Annotated in this window: 26 protein-coding genes and 1 tRNA gene; 16 read left to right on the top strand and 11 right to left on the bottom strand. The window is 63.4% G+C overall.

Translation table 11 applies throughout. The features are described from left to right. The 3 genes from AWB82_RS09795 to AWB82_RS09785 form a co-directional block, all read left to right on the top strand. The coding region (locus AWB82_RS09795) for a ShlB/FhaC/HecB family hemolysin secretion/activation protein (protein ID WP_143756696.1) at positions 1-345 on the top strand (345 nt) is incomplete at its 5' end. 264 nt (positions 346-609) lie between these two features. Continuing rightward, positions 610-1,107: a heme-degrading domain-containing protein gene (locus AWB82_RS09790; protein WP_086966918.1), complete on the top strand. Its 498-nt coding sequence runs from the start codon at positions 610-612 to the stop codon at positions 1,105-1,107. A gap of 47 nt (positions 1,108-1,154) precedes the next feature. Further along, positions 1,155-1,493 carry a DMT family transporter gene (locus AWB82_RS09785; protein WP_086966917.1) on the top strand — a complete coding sequence of 113 codons (339 nt, stop codon included), beginning with the start codon at positions 1,155-1,157 and terminating at the stop codon, positions 1,491-1,493. A 7-nt stretch (positions 1,494-1,500) separates the two neighbouring features. Here the strand turns inward: AWB82_RS09785 and AWB82_RS09780 are convergent, their stop codons facing one another. Continuing rightward, positions 1,501-1,854 carry a hypothetical protein gene (locus AWB82_RS09780; protein ID WP_086966939.1) on the bottom strand — a complete coding sequence of 118 codons (354 nt, stop codon included), beginning with the start codon at positions 1,852-1,854 and terminating at the stop codon, positions 1,501-1,503. 333 nt (positions 1,855-2,187) lie between these two features. On the opposite strand from AWB82_RS09780, the gene AWB82_RS09775 reads away from it, so the two are divergent. The 6 genes from AWB82_RS09775 (at position 2,188) to AWB82_RS09750 (ending at position 5,542) form a co-directional block, all read left to right on the top strand. Beyond that, on the top strand, positions 2,188-2,454 hold the full coding sequence (locus tag AWB82_RS09775) for a hypothetical protein (RefSeq protein WP_086966916.1): 267 nt from the start codon (positions 2,188-2,190) through the stop codon (positions 2,452-2,454). After that, a complete protein-coding gene (locus AWB82_RS09770; protein ID WP_235023246.1) occupies positions 2,454-2,807 on the top strand; it encodes a hypothetical protein in 354 nt (117 codons plus the stop codon). The genes AWB82_RS09775 and AWB82_RS09770 overlap by 1 nt, the downstream gene beginning before the upstream one ends. A 211-nt stretch (positions 2,808-3,018) precedes the next feature. Beyond that, the gene (locus AWB82_RS09765; RefSeq protein ID WP_086966914.1) at positions 3,019-3,303 is read left to right on the top strand and encodes a DUF1488 family protein; all 285 of its coding nucleotides are present in this window, start codon (positions 3,019-3,021) and stop codon (positions 3,301-3,303) included. 211 nt (positions 3,304-3,514) lie between these two features. Continuing rightward, positions 3,515-3,697, top strand: coding sequence for a hypothetical protein (locus AWB82_RS09760; protein ID WP_086966913.1), 183 nt, complete (start codon positions 3,515-3,517; stop codon positions 3,695-3,697). Between the two features lie 49 nt (positions 3,698-3,746). After that, positions 3,747-4,436: a TetR/AcrR family transcriptional regulator gene (locus AWB82_RS09755; protein ID WP_235023242.1), complete on the top strand. Its 690-nt coding sequence runs from the start codon at positions 3,747-3,749 to the stop codon at positions 4,434-4,436. Beyond that, entirely contained in the window at positions 4,433-5,542 is a 1,110-nt protein-coding gene (locus AWB82_RS09750) for an enoyl-CoA hydratase/isomerase family protein (protein WP_086966911.1), read from the top strand. Before AWB82_RS09755 ends, AWB82_RS09750 begins: the two co-directional genes overlap by 4 nt. A 79-nt stretch (positions 5,543-5,621) precedes the next feature. Here the strand turns inward: AWB82_RS09750 and AWB82_RS09745 are convergent, their stop codons facing one another. From AWB82_RS09745 to dusA, 4 genes are all read right to left on the bottom strand, one after another. Then, positions 5,622-6,047 carry a hypothetical protein gene (locus AWB82_RS09745; protein WP_086966910.1) on the bottom strand — a complete coding sequence of 142 codons (426 nt, stop codon included), beginning with the start codon at positions 6,045-6,047 and terminating at the stop codon, positions 5,622-5,624. Positions 6,048-6,156: 109 nt separating this feature from the next. After that, a complete protein-coding gene (locus tag AWB82_RS09740; protein WP_086966938.1) occupies positions 6,157-6,402 on the bottom strand; it encodes a hypothetical protein in 246 nt (81 codons plus the stop codon). Between the two features lie 112 nt (positions 6,403-6,514). Continuing rightward, a tRNA-His gene (locus AWB82_RS09735) sits at positions 6,515-6,590 on the bottom strand. Between the two features lie 118 nt (positions 6,591-6,708). Then, on the bottom strand, positions 6,709-7,710 hold the full coding sequence (gene dusA / locus AWB82_RS09730) for a tRNA dihydrouridine(20/20a) synthase DusA (RefSeq protein ID WP_086966937.1): 1,002 nt from the start codon (positions 7,708-7,710) through the stop codon (positions 6,709-6,711). A gap of 182 nt (positions 7,711-7,892) precedes the next feature. On the opposite strand from dusA, the gene AWB82_RS09725 reads away from it, so the two are divergent. The 3 genes from AWB82_RS09725 to AWB82_RS09715 all read left to right on the top strand — a co-directional run bounded on the left by AWB82_RS09725 (position 7,893) and on the right by AWB82_RS09715 (position 8,940). Continuing rightward, a complete protein-coding gene (locus tag AWB82_RS09725) occupies positions 7,893-8,195 on the top strand; it encodes a hypothetical protein (protein WP_086966909.1) in 303 nt (100 codons plus the stop codon). 31 nt (positions 8,196-8,226) lie between these two features. Continuing rightward, positions 8,227-8,622: a DUF5594 family protein gene (locus tag AWB82_RS09720; RefSeq protein WP_086966936.1), complete on the top strand. Its 396-nt coding sequence runs from the start codon at positions 8,227-8,229 to the stop codon at positions 8,620-8,622. A 114-nt stretch (positions 8,623-8,736) separates the two neighbouring features. Then, a complete protein-coding gene (locus AWB82_RS09715) occupies positions 8,737-8,940 on the top strand; it encodes a hypothetical protein (RefSeq protein ID WP_086966935.1) in 204 nt (67 codons plus the stop codon). 25 nt (positions 8,941-8,965) lie between these two features. Here the strand turns inward: AWB82_RS09715 and AWB82_RS09710 are convergent, their stop codons facing one another. Further along, the gene (locus tag AWB82_RS09710; RefSeq protein ID WP_086966908.1) at positions 8,966-9,991 is read right to left on the bottom strand and encodes a methyltransferase; all 1,026 of its coding nucleotides are present in this window, start codon (positions 9,989-9,991) and stop codon (positions 8,966-8,968) included. Positions 9,992-10,227: 236 nt separating this feature from the next. Between AWB82_RS09710 and AWB82_RS09705 the strand changes: the two genes are divergently transcribed. After that, the gene (locus AWB82_RS09705; protein WP_086966907.1) at positions 10,228-10,965 is read left to right on the top strand and encodes an SDR family oxidoreductase; all 738 of its coding nucleotides are present in this window, start codon (positions 10,228-10,230) and stop codon (positions 10,963-10,965) included. Positions 10,966-10,987: 22 nt separating this feature from the next. Here AWB82_RS09705 and AWB82_RS09700 read toward each other — a convergent pair whose 3' ends face one another. From AWB82_RS09700 to AWB82_RS09685, 4 genes are all read right to left on the bottom strand, one after another. Then, a complete protein-coding gene (locus AWB82_RS09700; RefSeq protein WP_086966906.1) occupies positions 10,988-11,449 on the bottom strand; it encodes a lytic transglycosylase domain-containing protein in 462 nt (153 codons plus the stop codon). A gap of 18 nt (positions 11,450-11,467) precedes the next feature. After that, positions 11,468-11,827, bottom strand: a complete 360-nt coding sequence (locus AWB82_RS09695) for a hypothetical protein (RefSeq protein WP_086966905.1) — start codon at positions 11,825-11,827, stop codon at positions 11,468-11,470. A 4-nt stretch (positions 11,828-11,831) separates the two neighbouring features. Next, positions 11,832-12,221: a hypothetical protein gene (locus tag AWB82_RS09690; RefSeq protein ID WP_086966904.1), complete on the bottom strand. Its 390-nt coding sequence runs from the start codon at positions 12,219-12,221 to the stop codon at positions 11,832-11,834. Positions 12,222-12,412: 191 nt separating this feature from the next. Then, positions 12,413-12,610 (bottom strand): hypothetical protein, encoded by a 198-nt coding sequence (locus AWB82_RS09685; protein WP_086966903.1) that lies wholly within the window; start codon positions 12,608-12,610, stop codon positions 12,413-12,415. Positions 12,611-12,802: 192 nt separating this feature from the next. On the opposite strand from AWB82_RS09685, the gene AWB82_RS09680 reads away from it, so the two are divergent. Both AWB82_RS09680 and AWB82_RS09675 read left to right on the top strand, forming a co-directional pair. Continuing rightward, the gene (locus AWB82_RS09680; RefSeq protein ID WP_086966902.1) at positions 12,803-13,183 is read left to right on the top strand and encodes a type II toxin-antitoxin system RelE/ParE family toxin; all 381 of its coding nucleotides are present in this window, start codon (positions 12,803-12,805) and stop codon (positions 13,181-13,183) included. Further along, positions 13,152-13,442, top strand: a complete 291-nt coding sequence (locus AWB82_RS09675; RefSeq protein WP_086966901.1) for an XRE family transcriptional regulator — start codon at positions 13,152-13,154, stop codon at positions 13,440-13,442. The genes AWB82_RS09680 and AWB82_RS09675 overlap by 32 nt, the downstream gene beginning before the upstream one ends. 5 nt (positions 13,443-13,447) lie before the next feature. Here the strand turns inward: AWB82_RS09675 and AWB82_RS09670 are convergent, their stop codons facing one another. After that, a complete protein-coding gene (locus AWB82_RS09670; RefSeq protein ID WP_086966900.1) occupies positions 13,448-14,872 on the bottom strand; it encodes a DHA2 family efflux MFS transporter permease subunit in 1,425 nt (474 codons plus the stop codon). Between the two features lie 183 nt (positions 14,873-15,055). Here AWB82_RS09670 and AWB82_RS09665 point away from each other — a divergent pair, with 183 nt between their 5' ends. Next, on the top strand, positions 15,056-16,108 hold the full coding sequence (locus AWB82_RS09665; RefSeq protein ID WP_086966899.1) for an NADP(H)-dependent aldo-keto reductase: 1,053 nt from the start codon (positions 15,056-15,058) through the stop codon (positions 16,106-16,108). The last annotated feature ends 252 nt before the right edge of the window (positions 16,109-16,360 follow it).

The following is a 16,360-nucleotide window of genomic DNA, read 5'->3' as shown; positions in this document are numbered from 1 at the left end:
GACGATCTGACCATCGGCAGCCGCTACACCGTGCGCGGTTTCGATGGCGAGCAGATGCTGGCGGCCGAAAAGGGCTTCTACTGGCGCAACGAACTTCAGGCGCCGATCGGCAAGACGGGCCAGTCGTTCTACGCGGGCATTGACTACGGACGCGTGTTCGGTCCCACCACGGCCTACCTCACGGGCACGCAACTGGTGGGCGCGGTGATCGGGATTCGTGGCGGCATTCCGGCGAAGTATGCGGGGTTCAGCTACGAGCTGTTCGCGGGCACGCCGATCTACAAGCCGTCGGGGTTTCCGACTTCGCGCGTGACGGTCGGATTTCAAGTGACGGCGCAACTCTAGCCACAGTGAGGCATACATCGACAATCTCGATCGCCGGTAAAATCGATGGCCGAACAAGCGCCGGCCGAGCCACCTACACCGGCGTCTGCTATCTAGCGAATGCCCAAAGCTCACTGATGGCGAAGTCGCAATTGCACCGCTTCATGACCAACGCGCACATTGCGGCTTCTCATGCGCATGTCAAAATCGCAAGGCTCGGCGCATTCGTACTCGCATTCGCACGCGCCAACCTCAACCCACGCACGCCAAAGGAGTCGCTCCCTCATGGACATCCCACACGATCTACAGGCCATCGCGCATCAGGAACACACGCTCGTGTTCCCGCAGTTTCACGCGGAACATGCGTGGCAGATCGGTTCGCAATTGCGCGAGATGGCGCTCGCCCGCGACGCGGCCATCGTCATCGATGTGCGCACGTTCGGGTGCAAGCTCTTCTATGCCGCGCTCGACAACACCACGCCCGACAACGCGCGATGGGTCGAGCGCAAGTCGCGCACCGTCGAACATTTTCGTCGCAGCTCATATGCGATCGGCCTCGCGCTTCAGCAAGCCGGCACGACGCTCGCCGAAAAGCACAGCCTCGATCCGAAAGAGTTCGCGACGCACGGCGGCGCATTTCCTTTGCGCGTGCAGGGCGCGGGCGTGATCGGTTCGGTCGCGGTGTCGGGTCTTCCGCAGCGCGACGATCATCAACTGGTGGTCGAAGCGCTATGCGCCGTGCTCGGCAAAGACTTCGGCAACCTCGCTCTCGGACGCGACTGAGCCCATCGACGACGAACAAGATCAAGATCCGGAGAAACTCAACGCCGATGCGCTCAACCGCTTATGTGCTTCTCGCCATCGCGATCGTCGCCGAAGTCATCGCGACTTCCGCGCTGCGCGCGTCCGATGGCTTCACGCGCGCGCTGCCCGCCGCCATCGTCGTGATCGGATACGGCGTGTCGTTCTATCTGCTGTCGCTGACACTGCGCGCGTTGCCCGTCGGCATCGTGTATGCGGTGTGGTCGGGCGCGGGCATCGTGCTTATCACGCTCGTCGCGGCGCTGCTGTTCAAACAGACGCCCGATCTGCCCGCGATGCTCGGCATGGGCCTCATCGTCGCCGGCGTGGTCGTGCTCAACGCCTTCTCGAAGATGAGCGCGCACTGACGCGCGCTTACTTGCAGCGCACGATCATCGAGCGGTTCTTGACGTTCGCGGAGACCACGTTGCTGATGCCGCCGCCGGTCGGGCCGCCTTCCTCGTTGTCCTTCGACACGATGTCGTAACCGGTCGCGCCGCATTTCTTGCCGGCGAGCACGTAGCAACTCGCCCAACTGGACGCGGCGTCCGCGCCGCTGCAGTTGACCGCATAGCCGGTCTGTCCATCGGGCAAATTGATGAGCGATGCCTCGTTCGACGACGCACATGCGCCCAGACCCGAGATCGCAACGACAGCCGCGCCGAGCGTCGCGGCACGCAGCCACGAGAAGCGCGAGACAGCGCCGCTCTGTGCGACGCGTGCTGACATACGGCGCATGCGCCGACCGGATTCCTTCATCTTTACCTCGTGAGAGCGAATTGCGATATACGCCGCATGCCGGCTTCGCGGCAGGGGCGCTTTTTTTTGAGATGTGCATTGTCCCACACGCGTCTTACGCGACACGTAAGCGGTTGTTAGCGCGATACACGCGGGCGCGATGCTTGCGAAAGAGAAGTAGCGGCTGAAACGCGCCGGACGAACCCGACCGATGAACTATTTTCCGGATCGCGCGACTTAGCCTTCTGGGATTTCGGTTGGAATTGCCTGTCGGGTTCCATGCACACTGGCACGCGGCAGATCAAAAAAAAGGAGGGCATAACCATGGCGGAAAGAGTCACGGGGCCATATCGAGGGTATTACATCAGCGCTTCGGCGCGGCTCGTGCAGGCGCACGCGGATAACGAGAGCGGCGCGCCGATCTACGTCGGATCGGTGAGTCTCGCGCGCGGCGGTCCCGACGACGTCCATCGTTTCGAGGCTCTTGTCGATCTCGGACCGGAACAGCGCTTTGCAACTGAAGACGAGGCGCTTGCGCACGTGGAGCAGGCCGCGCGCGGATACATCGACCGCTTGCTGCAATCGACGTGATGCGCCCCGTTCATCTCCGACACACCGTGCTGTACGACGTCGCAATTTGCCTGATCGATCTGTTTCCGAGCGGCGCGGACGTCGCGGAAATCGGCGTGGAGGCGACGCCCGCGCTCTTCGTGAGCTGGCGCACGAGCGGCGTGGCGAATCATCCGGGCAATATCGGCTGGGGCGTGCATTACCGCTTCGAGGCGCAAGTGCTGCGCGACTATCCGACTCTTTCGCTGGACGCACGTCAACGCATTTGCGATCGCGTGCGCGAAATGAGCCGGCAACTCGACTTCAACTACGCCGATCCGCGGGCGAGTTCGCTGCTCGTCGTGGATATCGACGAAAGCGTGCTCGCCGCATAAGCGGGCGATGAGCGGCCGACGAGCGGCACAACGCTGGACCGCGCGGCGCGAGCGCGGGTACCATAGTCGCCGAAATCGATTCGTGCGATCGTTTGCGCCGCCGCAGACGGTCTCGCATCGAACACGGCGATGGAGCGCCTGAACGTCTTCGCACCGGTCCCGGCTCGACGCCTTTGCAACCGGGCTCCGCTGCATCAGCAACGAGACAATCATGAATATTCGATTCCTCCCGGACGCGCCCGATTACCGCGATTCCAACCTGACCGTCGAGTTCGCCGCGATGGTCGATGGCCGGCGCGTGGCGTGCGCCATTTCGGTCGAAGCGCTGGAAGATCATTTCGGCGCGCAGTCGTATGACAGCACCGGCTGGATCGGCGCGTTCGACGCGGGCCGCACGCGCATCGAAGCGGTCGCGCGGGAACATCTGCGCGTGACCAACGGCATGCCGGTGCTTCTGAAAAGCGGACACTTCCCGCCCGGGCGCGTGACTGTCTGACGCGCTGACGCTCATCTCTTACACGGCGCGATGTAAGACCTCCATCGCGCCGGCGCTTTATCGATGCGCGATACGCCGCACCTCCTTCCGCGTGATCGCGCAACGGAGTACCATCTCGTTATTCGCCGCACGCGATGCGATTCGCTCGGCACATTATTTGCTCAACGCCATACGCTTGAGCAATCAAATATAAAAATCGCGCGGGGTCGTCATGCTTCAATCCTTTCTTCACTCACTTGTCGAGTCCAATGCGCTATGGCTCATCTGGGCAGCCGTTGGTGTGCTGATTCTTGCGCTGTGCATCGTGTTCTCATCGGTCGTGTTGCGCGACTCGGACGAGCCGCTTTACCGCGCGGCTTCGCGCCGGAACGACGACGGCAAGATGACCATCTGAGCGCGCACGTGCGCGTCGCGATTTGACTTCGAAAGAGGCGGTGCCGACAATGCCTCGCATGGGTCCGCAAGAGCGCCGCACCGAGCAAAGACGCGAGCAGCGCGAGGCGCTGCGCGAGCGCATACTCGAAGTCTCGCGCGAGATCGTGCGGCGCGAAGGGTTCGCGTCGCTATCGATGAGAAAGCTGGCCGAGGCGATCGATTATTCGCCTGCCGCGCTGTATCTTCACTTCAAGAGCCGTGGCGATATCGCGCGGGCGTTGCGCGCGGAAGGGCACGCGAGTCTGCGCGCCGCGTTTCTCGCCCATACATCGATTGTGGACCCGGCTGCGCGTCTGAACGCGATGGGCCGCGCGTATGTCGAATTCGGGCTGGCCGAGCCCGAGACGTATCGGCTGATGTTCATGGAGCACACGGATTCCGCGCAGGCAGGCGCCGATGCCACCGGCAACGGTCACGCAGCGGAGCACGGCGCGACGACGCTTTCGCTGATCGCGGACGCGTTCGTCGAATTGCGCGCGGCCAACCGGCTGCCGGCGCACGCCGCGCCGGTTGCGTGCGCGGAAGGACTGTGGGCAAATCTGCATGGCATCGTCGCGCTAAAGCTGACCGGCGCGGCGTTGCCCGAGACGCCGGCTGCGACGCTCGTCGAGTTGTCGCTCGATGCGTGGTTCCCGCCGGCTAACCGAACCGAACCTCGATTCGACTCAGCGAATCGACCCGACACTTCAACACGATGACCACCGAAGACATCCGTATCGACACCGCCAACGGCATCGGCTTCATTGCGCTCGATCGTCCGAAGGCACTCAATGCGTTGACGCCGCTGATGCTGCGCGCGATCAGCGAGGCTTTGCGCGCGTGGCGCCACGATCAGGCGATCCGCTCCGTCATCGTCTACAGTCCGCACGTGCGCGCGTTTTGTGCGGGCGGCGATATCCGCTTTCTGCACGAGTCCGCGCAGGCGGGCGACCGGGCGGCGATCGACGCGTTCTTCACCGACGAATACAAGCTCAACCACGCGATTTTCACGTTTCCGAAGCCGTATGTCGCGGTCGTGAACGGCGTCGTGATGGGCGGCGGCATGGGCATTTCGCAGGGCGCGCATCACACGGGCGGGCTTCGCATCGTCACGCAGTCGACGAAAATGGCGATGCCCGAGACGCGCATCGGCCTCTTTCCCGATGTCGGCGTGAGCTGGTTCCTTGCGCGTGCGCCAGGCGCGATCGGCCGTTATCTCGCGGCGACGGGCGCGAGCCTCAGCGCCGCCGACGCGCTTTACGCCCGCATGGCCGACGCGTATCTCGACGACGGCGCGTTGCCGGGTCTCATCGAATCGCTCAGGCACCAGCGCTTTCTCGATGGCGTGGAGATCGTGCGCTTCGTGCAGAACGAAACGACGAAATACAAGGTCGCGCCGATTCCCGAGAAGGGCGAACTCGCCGCGGCGCGCACGATGATCGACAAGCACTTCGCGGCGGGCAATGGCGCATCGATTCTGGCGTCGCTCGAACGCGAGGCGGACATCGGCAACGACTGGGCGAAGCGCACGGCCGCCGAACTGCGCGAGCGCTCGCCGCTTTCCGTCGATGTAGCGCTGCAGCAAGTCGATCGCGCGAAGTTCTCGACGATGGCCGAGACCCTGCGCCGCGATCTCGATCTCACGCGCACGGTGTTCGAGCGCGGCGACGTGCTGGAGGGCATTCGCGCGCGCATCGTCCACAAGGACAACGAGCCGCGCTGGAAGATCGCGCGCGCCGAGGACGTGAATGCGGCGGATGTCGATCGCATGTTCGAGAGCGCGTGGACGCCCGCGGCGCATCCGCTGCGGCTGCTGAAGGACTGATCTGTGAGACGAGCGGCCCGCGCGGGCCGCTTTTGTTTTCGGCGGTGCGTTTTTCAGCGATGCGTTTTTCGACGATGCGTCAGTGCGGCTCGCCGCGCGCCATGAACGCGCGCATGAAGACCAGCACGCCCCAGCCCCAGATTGCATTGGCGATGAAAATCGGCGCGAGGCGCGGCAACATGTTGCCGCTCGGCCAGACGCCGCGCGCCGGACCGATGACGAATACGCCGATGGCCGTCAGCACGATGCCGCCGAACACGAGTGCGCCGATCCACGGCGCGCTGCGATCGGGCGCGATGCGTAGAAGCCACGCCATCAGCACGCCGAAGATCGAGCTCCACAGCGCATTGGCGATGAATTCGGGGATGCCGAGCGGAAGAAACGGTGCGGTCGAGAAGCCGGCCGGATCGACGAGACCCGCTGCGTGCAGCAGCGCCAGGGTCGATTCGCGAAAAAAGAGCGCGGCGAGAAAACCGGAAACGAACGGCAGGATGACTTTTTGCATTGGCTAGACCGCGTGGAGATTCGACACGCGGTTTGCTTCGATTATCGTGACGAGCGCCATTATAGTGGCGTCGCGCGTGCTTCCAGGCGGCGTTTGGGGCCGTCGCGGGTTATTTTGCGATCGCGTCGCTCGCCGGGCTGTGATGCAGCATGCGATCGCTGTTCTGCGGCGGATTCGGACGCTTCACCGGCATGTTGTCGGGATTGTTGGGACGCGTGGCGCTCGCGGACGGCGCGCCGGGTGCGCTCGGCGGTTTGACCATGGAAGCGTTTTCGTCGGGGCGCGCGGTTTGCGCTTCGGCTGCGAATGTCGTCGCAAGGAGCAGGGCGGCTATCGCGAGGTGATGTCGGGTCATGATCGGTCTTTCGCGAAAAGGACACGCTTTCACGTGCATGGCGCGTGCCCGAGCTAGACCGGAAATGCAAAAAGCCCAGTCATTCGACTGGGCTTTTTGCACGAATACTCGGTGGGGTGGCTGATGGGGCTCGAACCCACGACAACAGGAATCACAATCCTGGACTCTACCAACTGAGCTACAGCCACCACTGATACCGCGTTCCCGACTGCTTCAGAACCGCTGCAGCAATCAAGAAACGAGATTATACGAACAATGATTGCACTTGCCTAGTCCCTTTGAGCATCTTTTTCCGAAGCATGGGCATCAGGATTCGATCGCTTCCACGGCCTCGCGAAGATGAGCGCGCGCTTCATCGAAAATCGTCAGATCGCCTTTCGCGAGACTGCGACTGTCCGAAAGCACGCGACGCCATCCGCGCGCGCCCGCGGCACCGCGATACAACCCGAGCGCATGCCGCGTCACCGCGCCGAGATACGTGCCGCGCGCAAGCTCGCCGCGCGCATAGTCGATGAGCCCCGCTTCGATTTCCTCGCGCGAAGGAACAGGCGTATCCGCGCCATAGAAGCGCGTGTCGACGCCGGCGAGCACGTACGGATTGTGATAAGCCTCGCGCCCGAGCATCACGCCGTCGACATGCTTCAGATGCTCCTCGACTTCCTCCAGCGTCTTGATGCCGCCGTTGATCGATATCTCCAGATGCGCAAAGTCGCGCTTCAACCGATACGCGTACTCGTACTTGAGCGGCGGAATCTCGCGATTCTCCTTCGGGCTCAAACCTTTGAGGATCGCGTTGCGCGCGTGCACGATGAACACTTCGCAGCCCGCATCGGCGATCGTGCCGACGAAATCGCGCACGAACTCGTAATCCTCGACCGTATCGACGCCGATTCGATGCTTGACCGTCACCGGAATCGAGACGGCGTCGCGCATCGCTTTCACGCAATCCGCGACGAGTTGCGGCTCTTTCATCAGGCACGCGCCGAATGCGCCGCGTTGCACGCGCTCGGAAGGACAGCCGCAATTCAGGTTGATTTCGTCATAGCCCCATTGCTCGCCGAGCTTCGCGCATTTCGCGAGATCGGCCGGCTCGCTGCCGCCGAGTTGCAACGCGACCGGCGCTTCGGCGGGCGTGAATGCGAGATGCCGCGCGACATCGCCGTGAAGCAGCGCGCCCGTCGTCACCATTTCAGTGTAGAGCCACGTATGACGCGTCACGAGCCGGTGCAGGGACCGACAATGGCGGTCAGTCCAGTCCATCATCGGAGCAACGGAAACGCGGCGGGGACTGATCTTCGATACGGACATGGGCGACGGCGGCCGCACCTTCATGCGAACCGCTTGAATTTCAAGGGGAATCCGCGATTTTACCGCAGCGCGGCAGATTGGTCGCGCCGTGCTGGCGCGCGGCCCGGCGCAAAGGTCCACCGCCTTCGCCCCGCCATGCTAGGATTTCCAATCCACCCCAAACGACGACACTGGAGGCAGACATGGCTACTTTGGCGATCGACGGTGTGCGCTGGGTCAACGACCGCGTGACCAGCGTGCGCTGGGGCAGTTTCGACCCGGCCACGAACGACTGGGCCGCGCCCACCACCATCGTGGATGTCCAGCAGGTCGTGGACGTCATCAAGAGCGGCAAGGAAGTCCGCACGCTCTTCAAGCTCGGCGGCCGTGCCTTCCTCGGCCCGAAAGTCAGCGCGCTGCCGTATACGAACGGCCACATCGGCATCGAGGCGCGCGTGCAGGACGGCCAGATCGAAAAATCGCTCGAAGACTTGCCGGCCGTCTGAATACGCCGCACAGCGCTCACGGAGACCAATGTTGAATCGGGAACAGGCGCTGCGCTTCGAGGCCGAGTTCATGCCGCGCATCGTCGAGCGGGTGACGCATCTCGTCGATCACGGCGTGCGCGTCGATATCCTTCCCCGTGAAAGCCCGGCCCTGCCGACGCGTCTGCGTATCAGCGCCGGACATGCACCGCGACAGGGCGATGAACATCGGCACGTCTATCCGTTTGCGCTGAATGTATTTCTGACCTGGGACGACGAAGAGATCGAGCGCTTGATGGGCGCGGGCGGCGAGGCCCGATTCGTGCGATATCTCGACGCGATCGGCGCCAAGCTTGACGCGTGGCAGGGCGCGCGCGACGTCGATCTCGCAACGCGCTCGCAGGCGGAATCGTCGGTGCTCTTCGGCGGTCTGGATTTCGAAGCCTGATCAAGGCGGCCGGCTGCCGCCCGTTAGCGCCCGTTCAGCCGACGCATCGCATCGCCGGTCAGCACGCGTCTCGCGACACCGGCAGGGCGCATCAACATGAACGAGGAGGTCGGTATGGCATCGTCGAATGAAGGCGATCTGCGCGCATTCGTGCAGACCGCGGAACAGGCGGGCGGCTTCGTGTGGGTCCTCACGCTCGTCGATTTTGCGGCGCGCGAAGTCAAACGCGCGCTGGTTTCCGAAGAGAACTTCTCCACCGCCGACGCCGCCCGGGACGCCGGCAACGATCGCCTGAAAGGGATGTCGAACGACCGCTGACGAAGCGCCCGGGCGCGCGGCTCGCTCACTTCGTCGCGATCACCATCGAATCCGGCCCGACGAGTGGCTCGACGCGCGCCGTCGCGAATCCCGCTTCCTTCATCCACGCGCAGCATTGGGCGCCGGTGTAGTCGAAGCCTCCGGGCGTTTCGATCAACATGTTCAGGCTCATCAGAAGACCGAAGGCGTTTTGCCGGCGCTCGTCGTCGATGATCGCGTCGTACACGATCAACGCGCCGCCCGGCGGCAGCGCCGCATGACATTTCGCGAGCAGTTCGAGCTTCTGCGGCAGATTCCAGTCGTGAAGAACATGACCCATCACGAGCACATCCGCCGACGGGCACGGGTCCTCGAAGAAGTCGCCGGGATGAAAGCGCAGCCGGTCTTGCAGGCCATGCGCGGCGACGTATTCGTCGAAGATCGGGCCGACGACCGGCAGATCGAAGCCGCCGCCCGTCAGATGCGGATGCGCAAACGCCACCTGCACCGGCAGCGCGCCCTGAGCCGCGCCGATATCGATGAAGGTGCGGTACTCGTCCCACGGAAACTGCCGCGCGATTGCCTGGGCCGCGCCCATGCTCACGCCGCTCATCGCCTGAAGAAAGCCGCGCAGCCGCGCCGGGTCGCTGTAGAGCGTTTCGAAGGTGTTGCCGCCGTGCTTCGATTCGTTTTGCGGCAACCCCGTGCGCAGCGCCTCGGTGAGCGAACCCCAGAACGGATAGAGGCGCGCGTTCGCCATCTCCAGCAAACCGCCGACATACGAAGGCTTGTTGCGATCGAGAAAGAGATCGGCGTCCTTCGCGTTCGCGTAGAGGCCGTCCTGACGCGTGAGCAGGTTGAGCGCGACGAGCGTATCGAGAAAATCCAGCGCCCCGCGCGGATGCAGTTCCAGCGCCTGCGCGAGATCGTCGGCCGGTCGCGGGCTGGGCGCAAGTTGCGTGAACACGCCCAGTTCGATGGCCGAAAGCAGCGCCTTCGACGCCCAGAACGCCATTCCCAATTGCAGCAACCGCTCCGGACTGGGCGGTGCACCGCGTTGCGCGTCTTGCATGATGCGCCTACTGTCGAAAGTACGACGAAATGACGAAGCCGTAAGCAGCCCGGAAGAGACTGCGTAACTTTAGGAGGCGATCCCCCGCGCTTCAAGGCGGAAGTGTGGGGCGCAACACGCAGACGAAAACACGTTCGACGAAATCGAACGAGTGCGCCGGCCACGTCGCACGGCAACGGGCGCGCGTCCGGCCATAATGCCTTCACACTGATCGACGTTCACAAGGAGAACACGTCATGAATCGCTTCGAAGGCAAGACAGTTCTGATCACCGGCGGCAATAGCGGCATCGGTCTCGCGGCGGCGCAGGCATTTGCGGCGGAAGGCGCGCGCGTTGTCATCACGGGTCGCGACGAAACCTCGCTGGCAACGGCGCGCGAGACGCTCGGCGCGAACGCCATCGCGATCCGCAACGTCGCGGGCACGGTCGGCGCGGCGCGCGAACTCGCACAAGCGTTGGCCGATGCGAACATCCGGCTCGATGCGATCTTCGTCAACGCGGGCGTCGGCACCTTTGCGCCGTTCACGGACATCGACGAAAAAGCGTGGGACGAAACCTTCGCGATCAACGTGAAGGGACCGTATTTTCAGATCCAGTCGCTCGTGCCGTTGCTGAACGAAGGCGCGTCGATCGTGCTGAACGGTTCGATCAATGCGCATATCGGCATGCCGATGTCGTCGGTCTATGCGGCGAGCAAGGCGGCGCTCGTGTCGCTCGCGAAGACGCTGTCGGCGGAATTGCTGCCGCGCGGCGCACGCGTGAATGTCGTGAGCCCCGGTCCGGTCTCGACGCCGCTGCACGGCAAGCTCGGCCTCGTCGATGAAGCCGCCGCGCAACTTCAAAGCCAGATTCCGCTCGGCCGGTTCGGCAAATCGAGCGAAGTCGCGGCGACCGTGCTGCATCTGGCAGCGCAGGAATCGGGCTTCATCGTCGGCACGGAGATCGTGATCGACGGCGGCATGAGCCAGCTTTGAGTCGATGGCCCGAGTTGCGCGCTCAGTGCATCTCAGGCCGCAGCTCGCCCCAGCTAACCAAAATCTGCTGGATGCTGCGTGCGTAGGCGTCGCGATGTTTCGGCGATTCCGAGTGATAGGCGCCGATCGCGCGCCATGTGTTGCCGTACTTCACCATCTTCTGCTTGAGCAGCCATGCGGCGACGAACACGTTGACGCACGGATCGGCGAGCGCGCGATGCGGTATGCCCTGACGCGCAAGATCGGGGAAATGGATCGAATTGATCTGCAACTGACCGATATCGATCGAGCCGTTGGCGTTGCGGTTGATCGCGGCGGCATCGCCTTTCGATTCGCGCCAGGCGACCGCGCGCAGCACGAGCGGATTGACGCCCTGATACGCGCCGGCCTGCTCGAAGCAATCGTCGGCGTGAGCGGCACGCGGCGCGAGCGATGCGCCGAGCAGCACGCAGGCGGCCAGCGCCGCGTAAATCGGACGGAACATATTGCTTGTCTCCTTCGATTACGGCGCGAGCGCGATGTCGATGCGGCGCTCGACGTCCTTCATGTAGGTGCGCGATTCGTCCGACACGACGAGGCGCGGTTCCGGGCCATTGCATTTGCAATCGGCGACGCGGCGCGGTTTCCTGGCCTTCTTGCTCGCGGGTCTGGCGGGCGCGTCGTCTTCGTCGCCGATGGCGGGCGGCAGCATCGCGAGCGTCGGCAAGGGCGGATAGACCTTCTGCGGGACGGTAACGGTGACGGGCGTGAGCGCCGCGAGCGTTTGCACGGACGCGGGCGCGCTCACGTCGAGCGGACCGGCGAAGGCGCTCGCCGAAACCAGCACGCCGGCGGCAAGGCTCAAAGTCGGGATAGGGCGCATCGCGTCAGCCTCCCTGCGTCGGCTTGAGCGACACGCTGTACGGCTGCCGTGCGCCGGCCGTCAGGTTTTCAAGGCTGAGCTTGACCGTATGCCGGGCGGGAATGCCTTTCCAGATCGCCTGATTGAGATACGGAAAGTCTTGCGCGAGCGCGGTGACGAGAATGGTCGTCGGCTGCTTTTGCGCGGCCGCGAGTGCGCCCGCTTTCGCGAGGATCGCGGTGAGTTGCGGGTCGCGCGCGCCGAGCGCGTCAGCGGGAATTTCGAAGCGGATGATCTCGGCGGACGCCGACGGCTTCTCCTGCGGGGCCGTGCTGGCCGCCGGCATCGGCGCGCAGCCGGTCGCGGCGAGTGCGACGACGATAGCAAAAAGTGACGCTGCCCACTTCACTGGCATCTCCTGATTGAGTCATGGCGATATGCGAGTTGTCGGCGCGCGTGGGCGCGACTTGATAGCCGCTCGCAAACGTTTCGCCAAATAGCAAAACTTGACTCAGAAGATGTCGTTTCGAGAAATCGACTCGCACGGATCGCGGCGACGAATACCGCGACCTTGCCGATGTGACGGTCAGATGACGCGCGACGCCGTCAGATCGGCCACCACGCGCCGATGCTCGGCTCGGCGTCGAGTGCGCGCAGGAAATCGTTGGCGAAGGCGTCGGCGGCGACTTGCCGCTCGACCGTGCCGTCAGGGAAATCGTGGGGATTTTTCAGGCCGCGCGCGTGGCGGATGACGGCAACCGTTTCGGTCAGGGCGGCGAGGGCGTCGAGCGTGTGCGAGTTCATAACGCGGATTACGGCATGAACGTTTTGGACTTTAGCGCTTAAGCCGAGAAGAATTTACGGAGTGTACCAAGGTTGGTACAATTCAATCAGCGAGCGAAGACACCTATTACGCGCGCATATCAAGAACAGTCCAAGCCGAGAAGGGTTACGTAATGAAAGCAATGCGCGGAAACAAGAATAGGTCACAAACAAATGCAGCAACTCGTTTTGAAGGTTCGCTTTTTTCGGCAGTTGTCAGGCAGTGAGCCGGTTCGTGAATGGTTGGGCGCGCTAGAGCTGGCAGACAAGAAAGCTATCGGCGCGGACATCAAGACCGTGCAGATCGGGTGGCCACTCGGAATGCCGCTTGTCCGAAAATTGGCGAGAGACTTGTGGGAAGTGCGGATTCACTTGCATCAACGAATTGCGAGAGTTCTTTTCACGGTAAGGGATGGCGAAATGGTCCTGCTTCACGGCTTCATCAAGAAATCTCAGATGTTGCCAAAAAGCGATTTCGATCTTGCCGAAACACGGATGAAAGAAGTTCACGACGGAGTGCGATATGAGCAAGAAACACGTCGGAAGCGACTTTGACGATTTCCTTCGGGAAGAAGGCGTGCTCGAGGAAGTCACGGCCACGGCGATCAAGCGAGTGATCGCCTGGCAGATCGAGCAGGAAATGAAGGCGCAGCACATCACGAAAACTGCGATGGCGGCGAAGATGAAAACGAGTCGCTCGGCGCTTAACCGGCTGCTCGACGAGACCGATACGAGCCTTACGCTGACGACCTTGGCGAGCGCCGCGGCGGCACTCGGCAAGCGGTTCAAGTTCGAATTGGTCAACGCGTCATAAAACCTTCACGCTTTCGGCTTCCGATGCCCCGACACGAGCGCGCCGGCGTCCCGCGCGAGCCCGAACAGATCGAACACGCCGACGAGCCCCACGAACGCGACGATCAGAAACGCGACGCCGAAATCCTCCGGCCCGATGGAATGCGCATCGTGCCCGTGGAGCCATTCGCCGATGCGCAACGCGATTGCGCCGACGGCCACGCCGATGCCCATCGTCATCTGGAACAACGTGCTCGATAGCGCCGAGGCGCCGCTCATCTGCGCTTTCGGTACATCGGCGAAAGAGAGCGTGTTGAGCGCCGTGAATTGCAGCGAACGCGATAAGCCACTCGCGAACAGGACAACGACGATCACGAGCGTGGGCGTCGACGGCGTGAGCAGGCTCATCGCGGCAAGCGAGAGCGCGGCGAGCACGCCATTGACGATCAGCACCGGCCGAAAGCCGAACTGACGCATCACGGGCGTCGTGACGAGTTTCATCGACAGATTGCCCGCGAACACGGCGAGCGTGAGCAGGCCCGATTCGAACGCGTTCATGCCGAAGCCGACCTGGAACATCAGCGGCAACAGGAACGGCGCGGCGCTGATCGCGATGCGAAAGAGCGAGCCGCCGCCCATCGCCACGGCAAAGGTCTTCACCTTCAGCGCCGACAGATCGACCACCGGATGCGCCGCGCGCCGCAGATGCCACCACGACGCGATGCCCGCCACGACGCCCACCGCGACCAGCACGCCGACGAAGGTCCAGTCCGCGTCGCTGCGGCCGACCAGCTCCATCGCGTAGAGCAGCGTCGTGCACGCGATGCCGCACAGCGCGAAACCGGTCAGGTCGAAGCGGCGCTTCGCGTCTTCGCGTTCGTTGCCGATATAGCGCAGTGTCAGCAGCAAGCCGATCACGCCGAGCGGCACGTTGAGATAGAAGATCCAGCGCCACGACGAATATGTCGTGATGAAGCCGCCGAGCGGCGGACCGATCACCGGCGCGACAAGCCCGGGCCACGTGATGATGGCGATCGCGCGCATCAGGCCTTCCTTGGGAGTCGCGCGCAGCACGGCCAGGCGTCCGACGGGCACCATCATCGCGCCGCCGATGCCCTGCAACACGCGCGCGGCGGCGAAGGCGGGCAAGGTCGAGGTCGTCGCGCACAGCACGGACGCCGCGGTGAATACCGCGATGGCGCTCGCGAACACCGTGCGCAGGCCGAAGCGATCGGCGGCCCAGCCGGAAATCGGGATGAATACGGCAAGCGTCAGCAGATAAGCCGTGATGCCGAGGCTCATGTCGGCGGGATGCACGTTGAACGAGCGCGCCATCTGCGGCAAGGCGGTGGCGATGATCGTGCCGTCGAGGTTCTCCATGAAGAACGTCGCCGCGACGAGCATGACGATGAGCGACGAGCCTTTACTCTCGCGATCGCTGGCGAATGGCATCGGTTGCGCGCTCCTGCCTGACGGGTTGGGGGTTGGAAGCCTGCCATTCTAGTCGCGACAGCAGACCTTTCGCGGCTATGGTAGTTTTTGCGATTGCCGGAACCCGGCCGGGCGGCATTCCCGACAATGCGCCTACGGCGGGCCGACAGCGCGCAAACAAAACGTCAACGAGAGGAATGAGCAATGAAGTTTCGGAAACTGGGTGATTCGGGTGTCGACGTCAGCCTGATCGGGCTCGGCACCATGACCTGGGGTGAGCAGAACACCGAAAGCGAAGCACACGAGCAGATCGATTACGCGCTGGCTCAGGGCGTGAACCTGATCGACGCCGCTGAAATGTACCCGGTGCCGCCGCGCCCCGAGACGCAGGGCCGCACCGAGGAATACATCGGCACGTGGTTCGCGAAAAATCCGGCGAAGCGCGCCGGCATCGTGCTTGCGACGAAAATCGCCGGGCCCGCGCGCCAGCCGCACAATCCGCGGCACATCCGCGGCGCGGGCAATCAGTTCGATCGCAAGAACCTGAACGAAGCCATCGACGGCAGTCTGAAACGTCTGCAAACGGATTACGTCGATCTGTATCAGTTGCACTGGCCCGACCGCAGCACGATGACCTTCGGCCGCCCGGCTTACCCGTATATCGACGACGAGTACACGGTGCCCATCGAGGAAACGCTCGCCGCGCTCGCCGATCTCGTGAAGGCGGGCAAGATCCGCCATGTGGGTGTGTCGAACGAAACGCCGTGGGGCGTCGCGCAATTCCTGCGCGCGGCCGAGAAGGCGGGGCTGCCGAAGATCGTTAGCATTCAGAATCCCTACAGCCTCGTGAACCGCACCTACGAGCTCGGGCTGTCCGAGTTCACGCACAAGGAAGGTGTCGGACTGCTCGCTTACTCGCCGCTCGCGTTCGGCTGGCTGTCGGGCAAGTACGAAGGCGGGGCGCGTCCGGCGGGCGCGCGCATCACGCTGTTCGAGCGTTTTCAGCGTTACAGCAAGCCGCAAGCGGTTGCGGCGATCACGTCTTACGTAGAACTGGCGAAGCGCCACGGACTCACGCCGACGCAACTCGCGCTCGGGTTCGTCAACACGCGGCCATTCACGGCCAGCACGCTGATCGGCGCGACGTCGATTCCGCAGTTGAAGGAGAACATCGACAGCGTGAACGTCGAACTGTCGGACGAAATTCTGGCCGAAATTGAAGCGCTGCACGAGCGCCAGCCGAATCCGGCGCCCTGAAAATCTGTCGAAGGTCAGGGTTTTGTCGCGGAATCCGATGGGACGACTACGAATGTGTCAGCATTGACGTTTGTGCAGGCCGGATCGTCGGCTGGAAAGTCTTGCCGAAGGACGCGGCCGCCACGCAGTATCCGCCGCCTTTCGTAATACCGCCGTGATGCGTGAAGTGTCTCCCGCTCTACGCACGCGGCGCAGCCCTCGCAGCACTCGCGGTGCGGTGCCGGCTGCAAGGCACTACACTTGCCCGATGGT

The sequence above is a fragment of the Caballeronia glebae genome (genome assembly GCF_001545035.1).
Lineage (GTDB): Bacteria > Pseudomonadota > Gammaproteobacteria > Burkholderiales > Burkholderiaceae > Caballeronia > Caballeronia glebae.
This window is presented reverse-complemented; position numbering and strand designations above follow the sequence as displayed.

Excerpts from the sequence above, each read along its gene's own strand:
- AWB82_RS09700 (WP_086966906.1), bottom strand. The coding sequence starts at position 11,449 with ATGTTCCGTCCGATTTACGCGGCGCTGGCCGCCTGCGTGCTGCTCGGC.
- AWB82_RS09740 (WP_086966938.1), bottom strand. The coding sequence starts at position 6,402 with ATGACCCGACATCACCTCGCGATAGCCGCCCTGCTCCTTGCGACGACA.
- AWB82_RS09680 (WP_086966902.1), top strand. The coding sequence starts at position 12,803 with ATGCAGCAACTCGTTTTGAAGGTTCGCTTTTTTCGGCAGTTGTCAGGC.
- AWB82_RS09750 (WP_086966911.1), top strand. The coding sequence starts at position 4,433 with ATGACCACCGAAGACATCCGTATCGACACCGCCAACGGCATCGGCTTC.
- AWB82_RS09775 (WP_086966916.1), top strand. The coding sequence starts at position 2,188 with ATGGCGGAAAGAGTCACGGGGCCATATCGAGGGTATTACATCAGCGCT.
- AWB82_RS09780 (WP_086966939.1), bottom strand. The coding sequence starts at position 1,854 with ATGTCAGCACGCGTCGCACAGAGCGGCGCTGTCTCGCGCTTCTCGTGG.
- AWB82_RS09705 (WP_086966907.1), top strand. The coding sequence starts at position 10,228 with ATGAATCGCTTCGAAGGCAAGACAGTTCTGATCACCGGCGGCAATAGC.
- AWB82_RS09670 (WP_086966900.1), bottom strand. The coding sequence starts at position 14,872 with ATGCCATTCGCCAGCGATCGCGAGAGTAAAGGCTCGTCGCTCATCGTC.
- AWB82_RS09665 (WP_086966899.1), top strand. The coding sequence starts at position 15,056 with ATGAAGTTTCGGAAACTGGGTGATTCGGGTGTCGACGTCAGCCTGATC.
- AWB82_RS09770 (WP_235023246.1), top strand. The coding sequence starts at position 2,454 with ATGCGCCCCGTTCATCTCCGACACACCGTGCTGTACGACGTCGCAATT.
- AWB82_RS09765 (WP_086966914.1), top strand. The coding sequence starts at position 3,019 with ATGAATATTCGATTCCTCCCGGACGCGCCCGATTACCGCGATTCCAAC.
- dusA (WP_086966937.1), bottom strand. The coding sequence starts at position 7,710 with ATGTCCGTATCGAAGATCAGTCCCCGCCGCGTTTCCGTTGCTCCGATG.
- AWB82_RS09760 (WP_086966913.1), top strand. The coding sequence starts at position 3,515 with ATGCTTCAATCCTTTCTTCACTCACTTGTCGAGTCCAATGCGCTATGG.
- AWB82_RS09755 (WP_235023242.1), top strand. The coding sequence starts at position 3,747 with ATGCCTCGCATGGGTCCGCAAGAGCGCCGCACCGAGCAAAGACGCGAG.
- AWB82_RS09685 (WP_086966903.1), bottom strand. The coding sequence starts at position 12,610 with ATGAACTCGCACACGCTCGACGCCCTCGCCGCCCTGACCGAAACGGTT.
- AWB82_RS09745 (WP_086966910.1), bottom strand. The coding sequence starts at position 6,047 with ATGCAAAAAGTCATCCTGCCGTTCGTTTCCGGTTTTCTCGCCGCGCTC.
- AWB82_RS09725 (WP_086966909.1), top strand. The coding sequence starts at position 7,893 with ATGGCTACTTTGGCGATCGACGGTGTGCGCTGGGTCAACGACCGCGTG.
- AWB82_RS09715 (WP_086966935.1), top strand. The coding sequence starts at position 8,737 with ATGGCATCGTCGAATGAAGGCGATCTGCGCGCATTCGTGCAGACCGCG.
- AWB82_RS09710 (WP_086966908.1), bottom strand. The coding sequence starts at position 9,991 with ATGCAAGACGCGCAACGCGGTGCACCGCCCAGTCCGGAGCGGTTGCTG.
- AWB82_RS09695 (WP_086966905.1), bottom strand. The coding sequence starts at position 11,827 with ATGCGCCCTATCCCGACTTTGAGCCTTGCCGCCGGCGTGCTGGTTTCG.
- AWB82_RS09675 (WP_086966901.1), top strand. The coding sequence starts at position 13,152 with ATGAGCAAGAAACACGTCGGAAGCGACTTTGACGATTTCCTTCGGGAA.
- AWB82_RS09790 (WP_086966918.1), top strand. The coding sequence starts at position 610 with ATGGACATCCCACACGATCTACAGGCCATCGCGCATCAGGAACACACG.
- AWB82_RS09785 (WP_086966917.1), top strand. The coding sequence starts at position 1,155 with ATGCGCTCAACCGCTTATGTGCTTCTCGCCATCGCGATCGTCGCCGAA.
- AWB82_RS09690 (WP_086966904.1), bottom strand. The coding sequence starts at position 12,221 with ATGCCAGTGAAGTGGGCAGCGTCACTTTTTGCTATCGTCGTCGCACTC.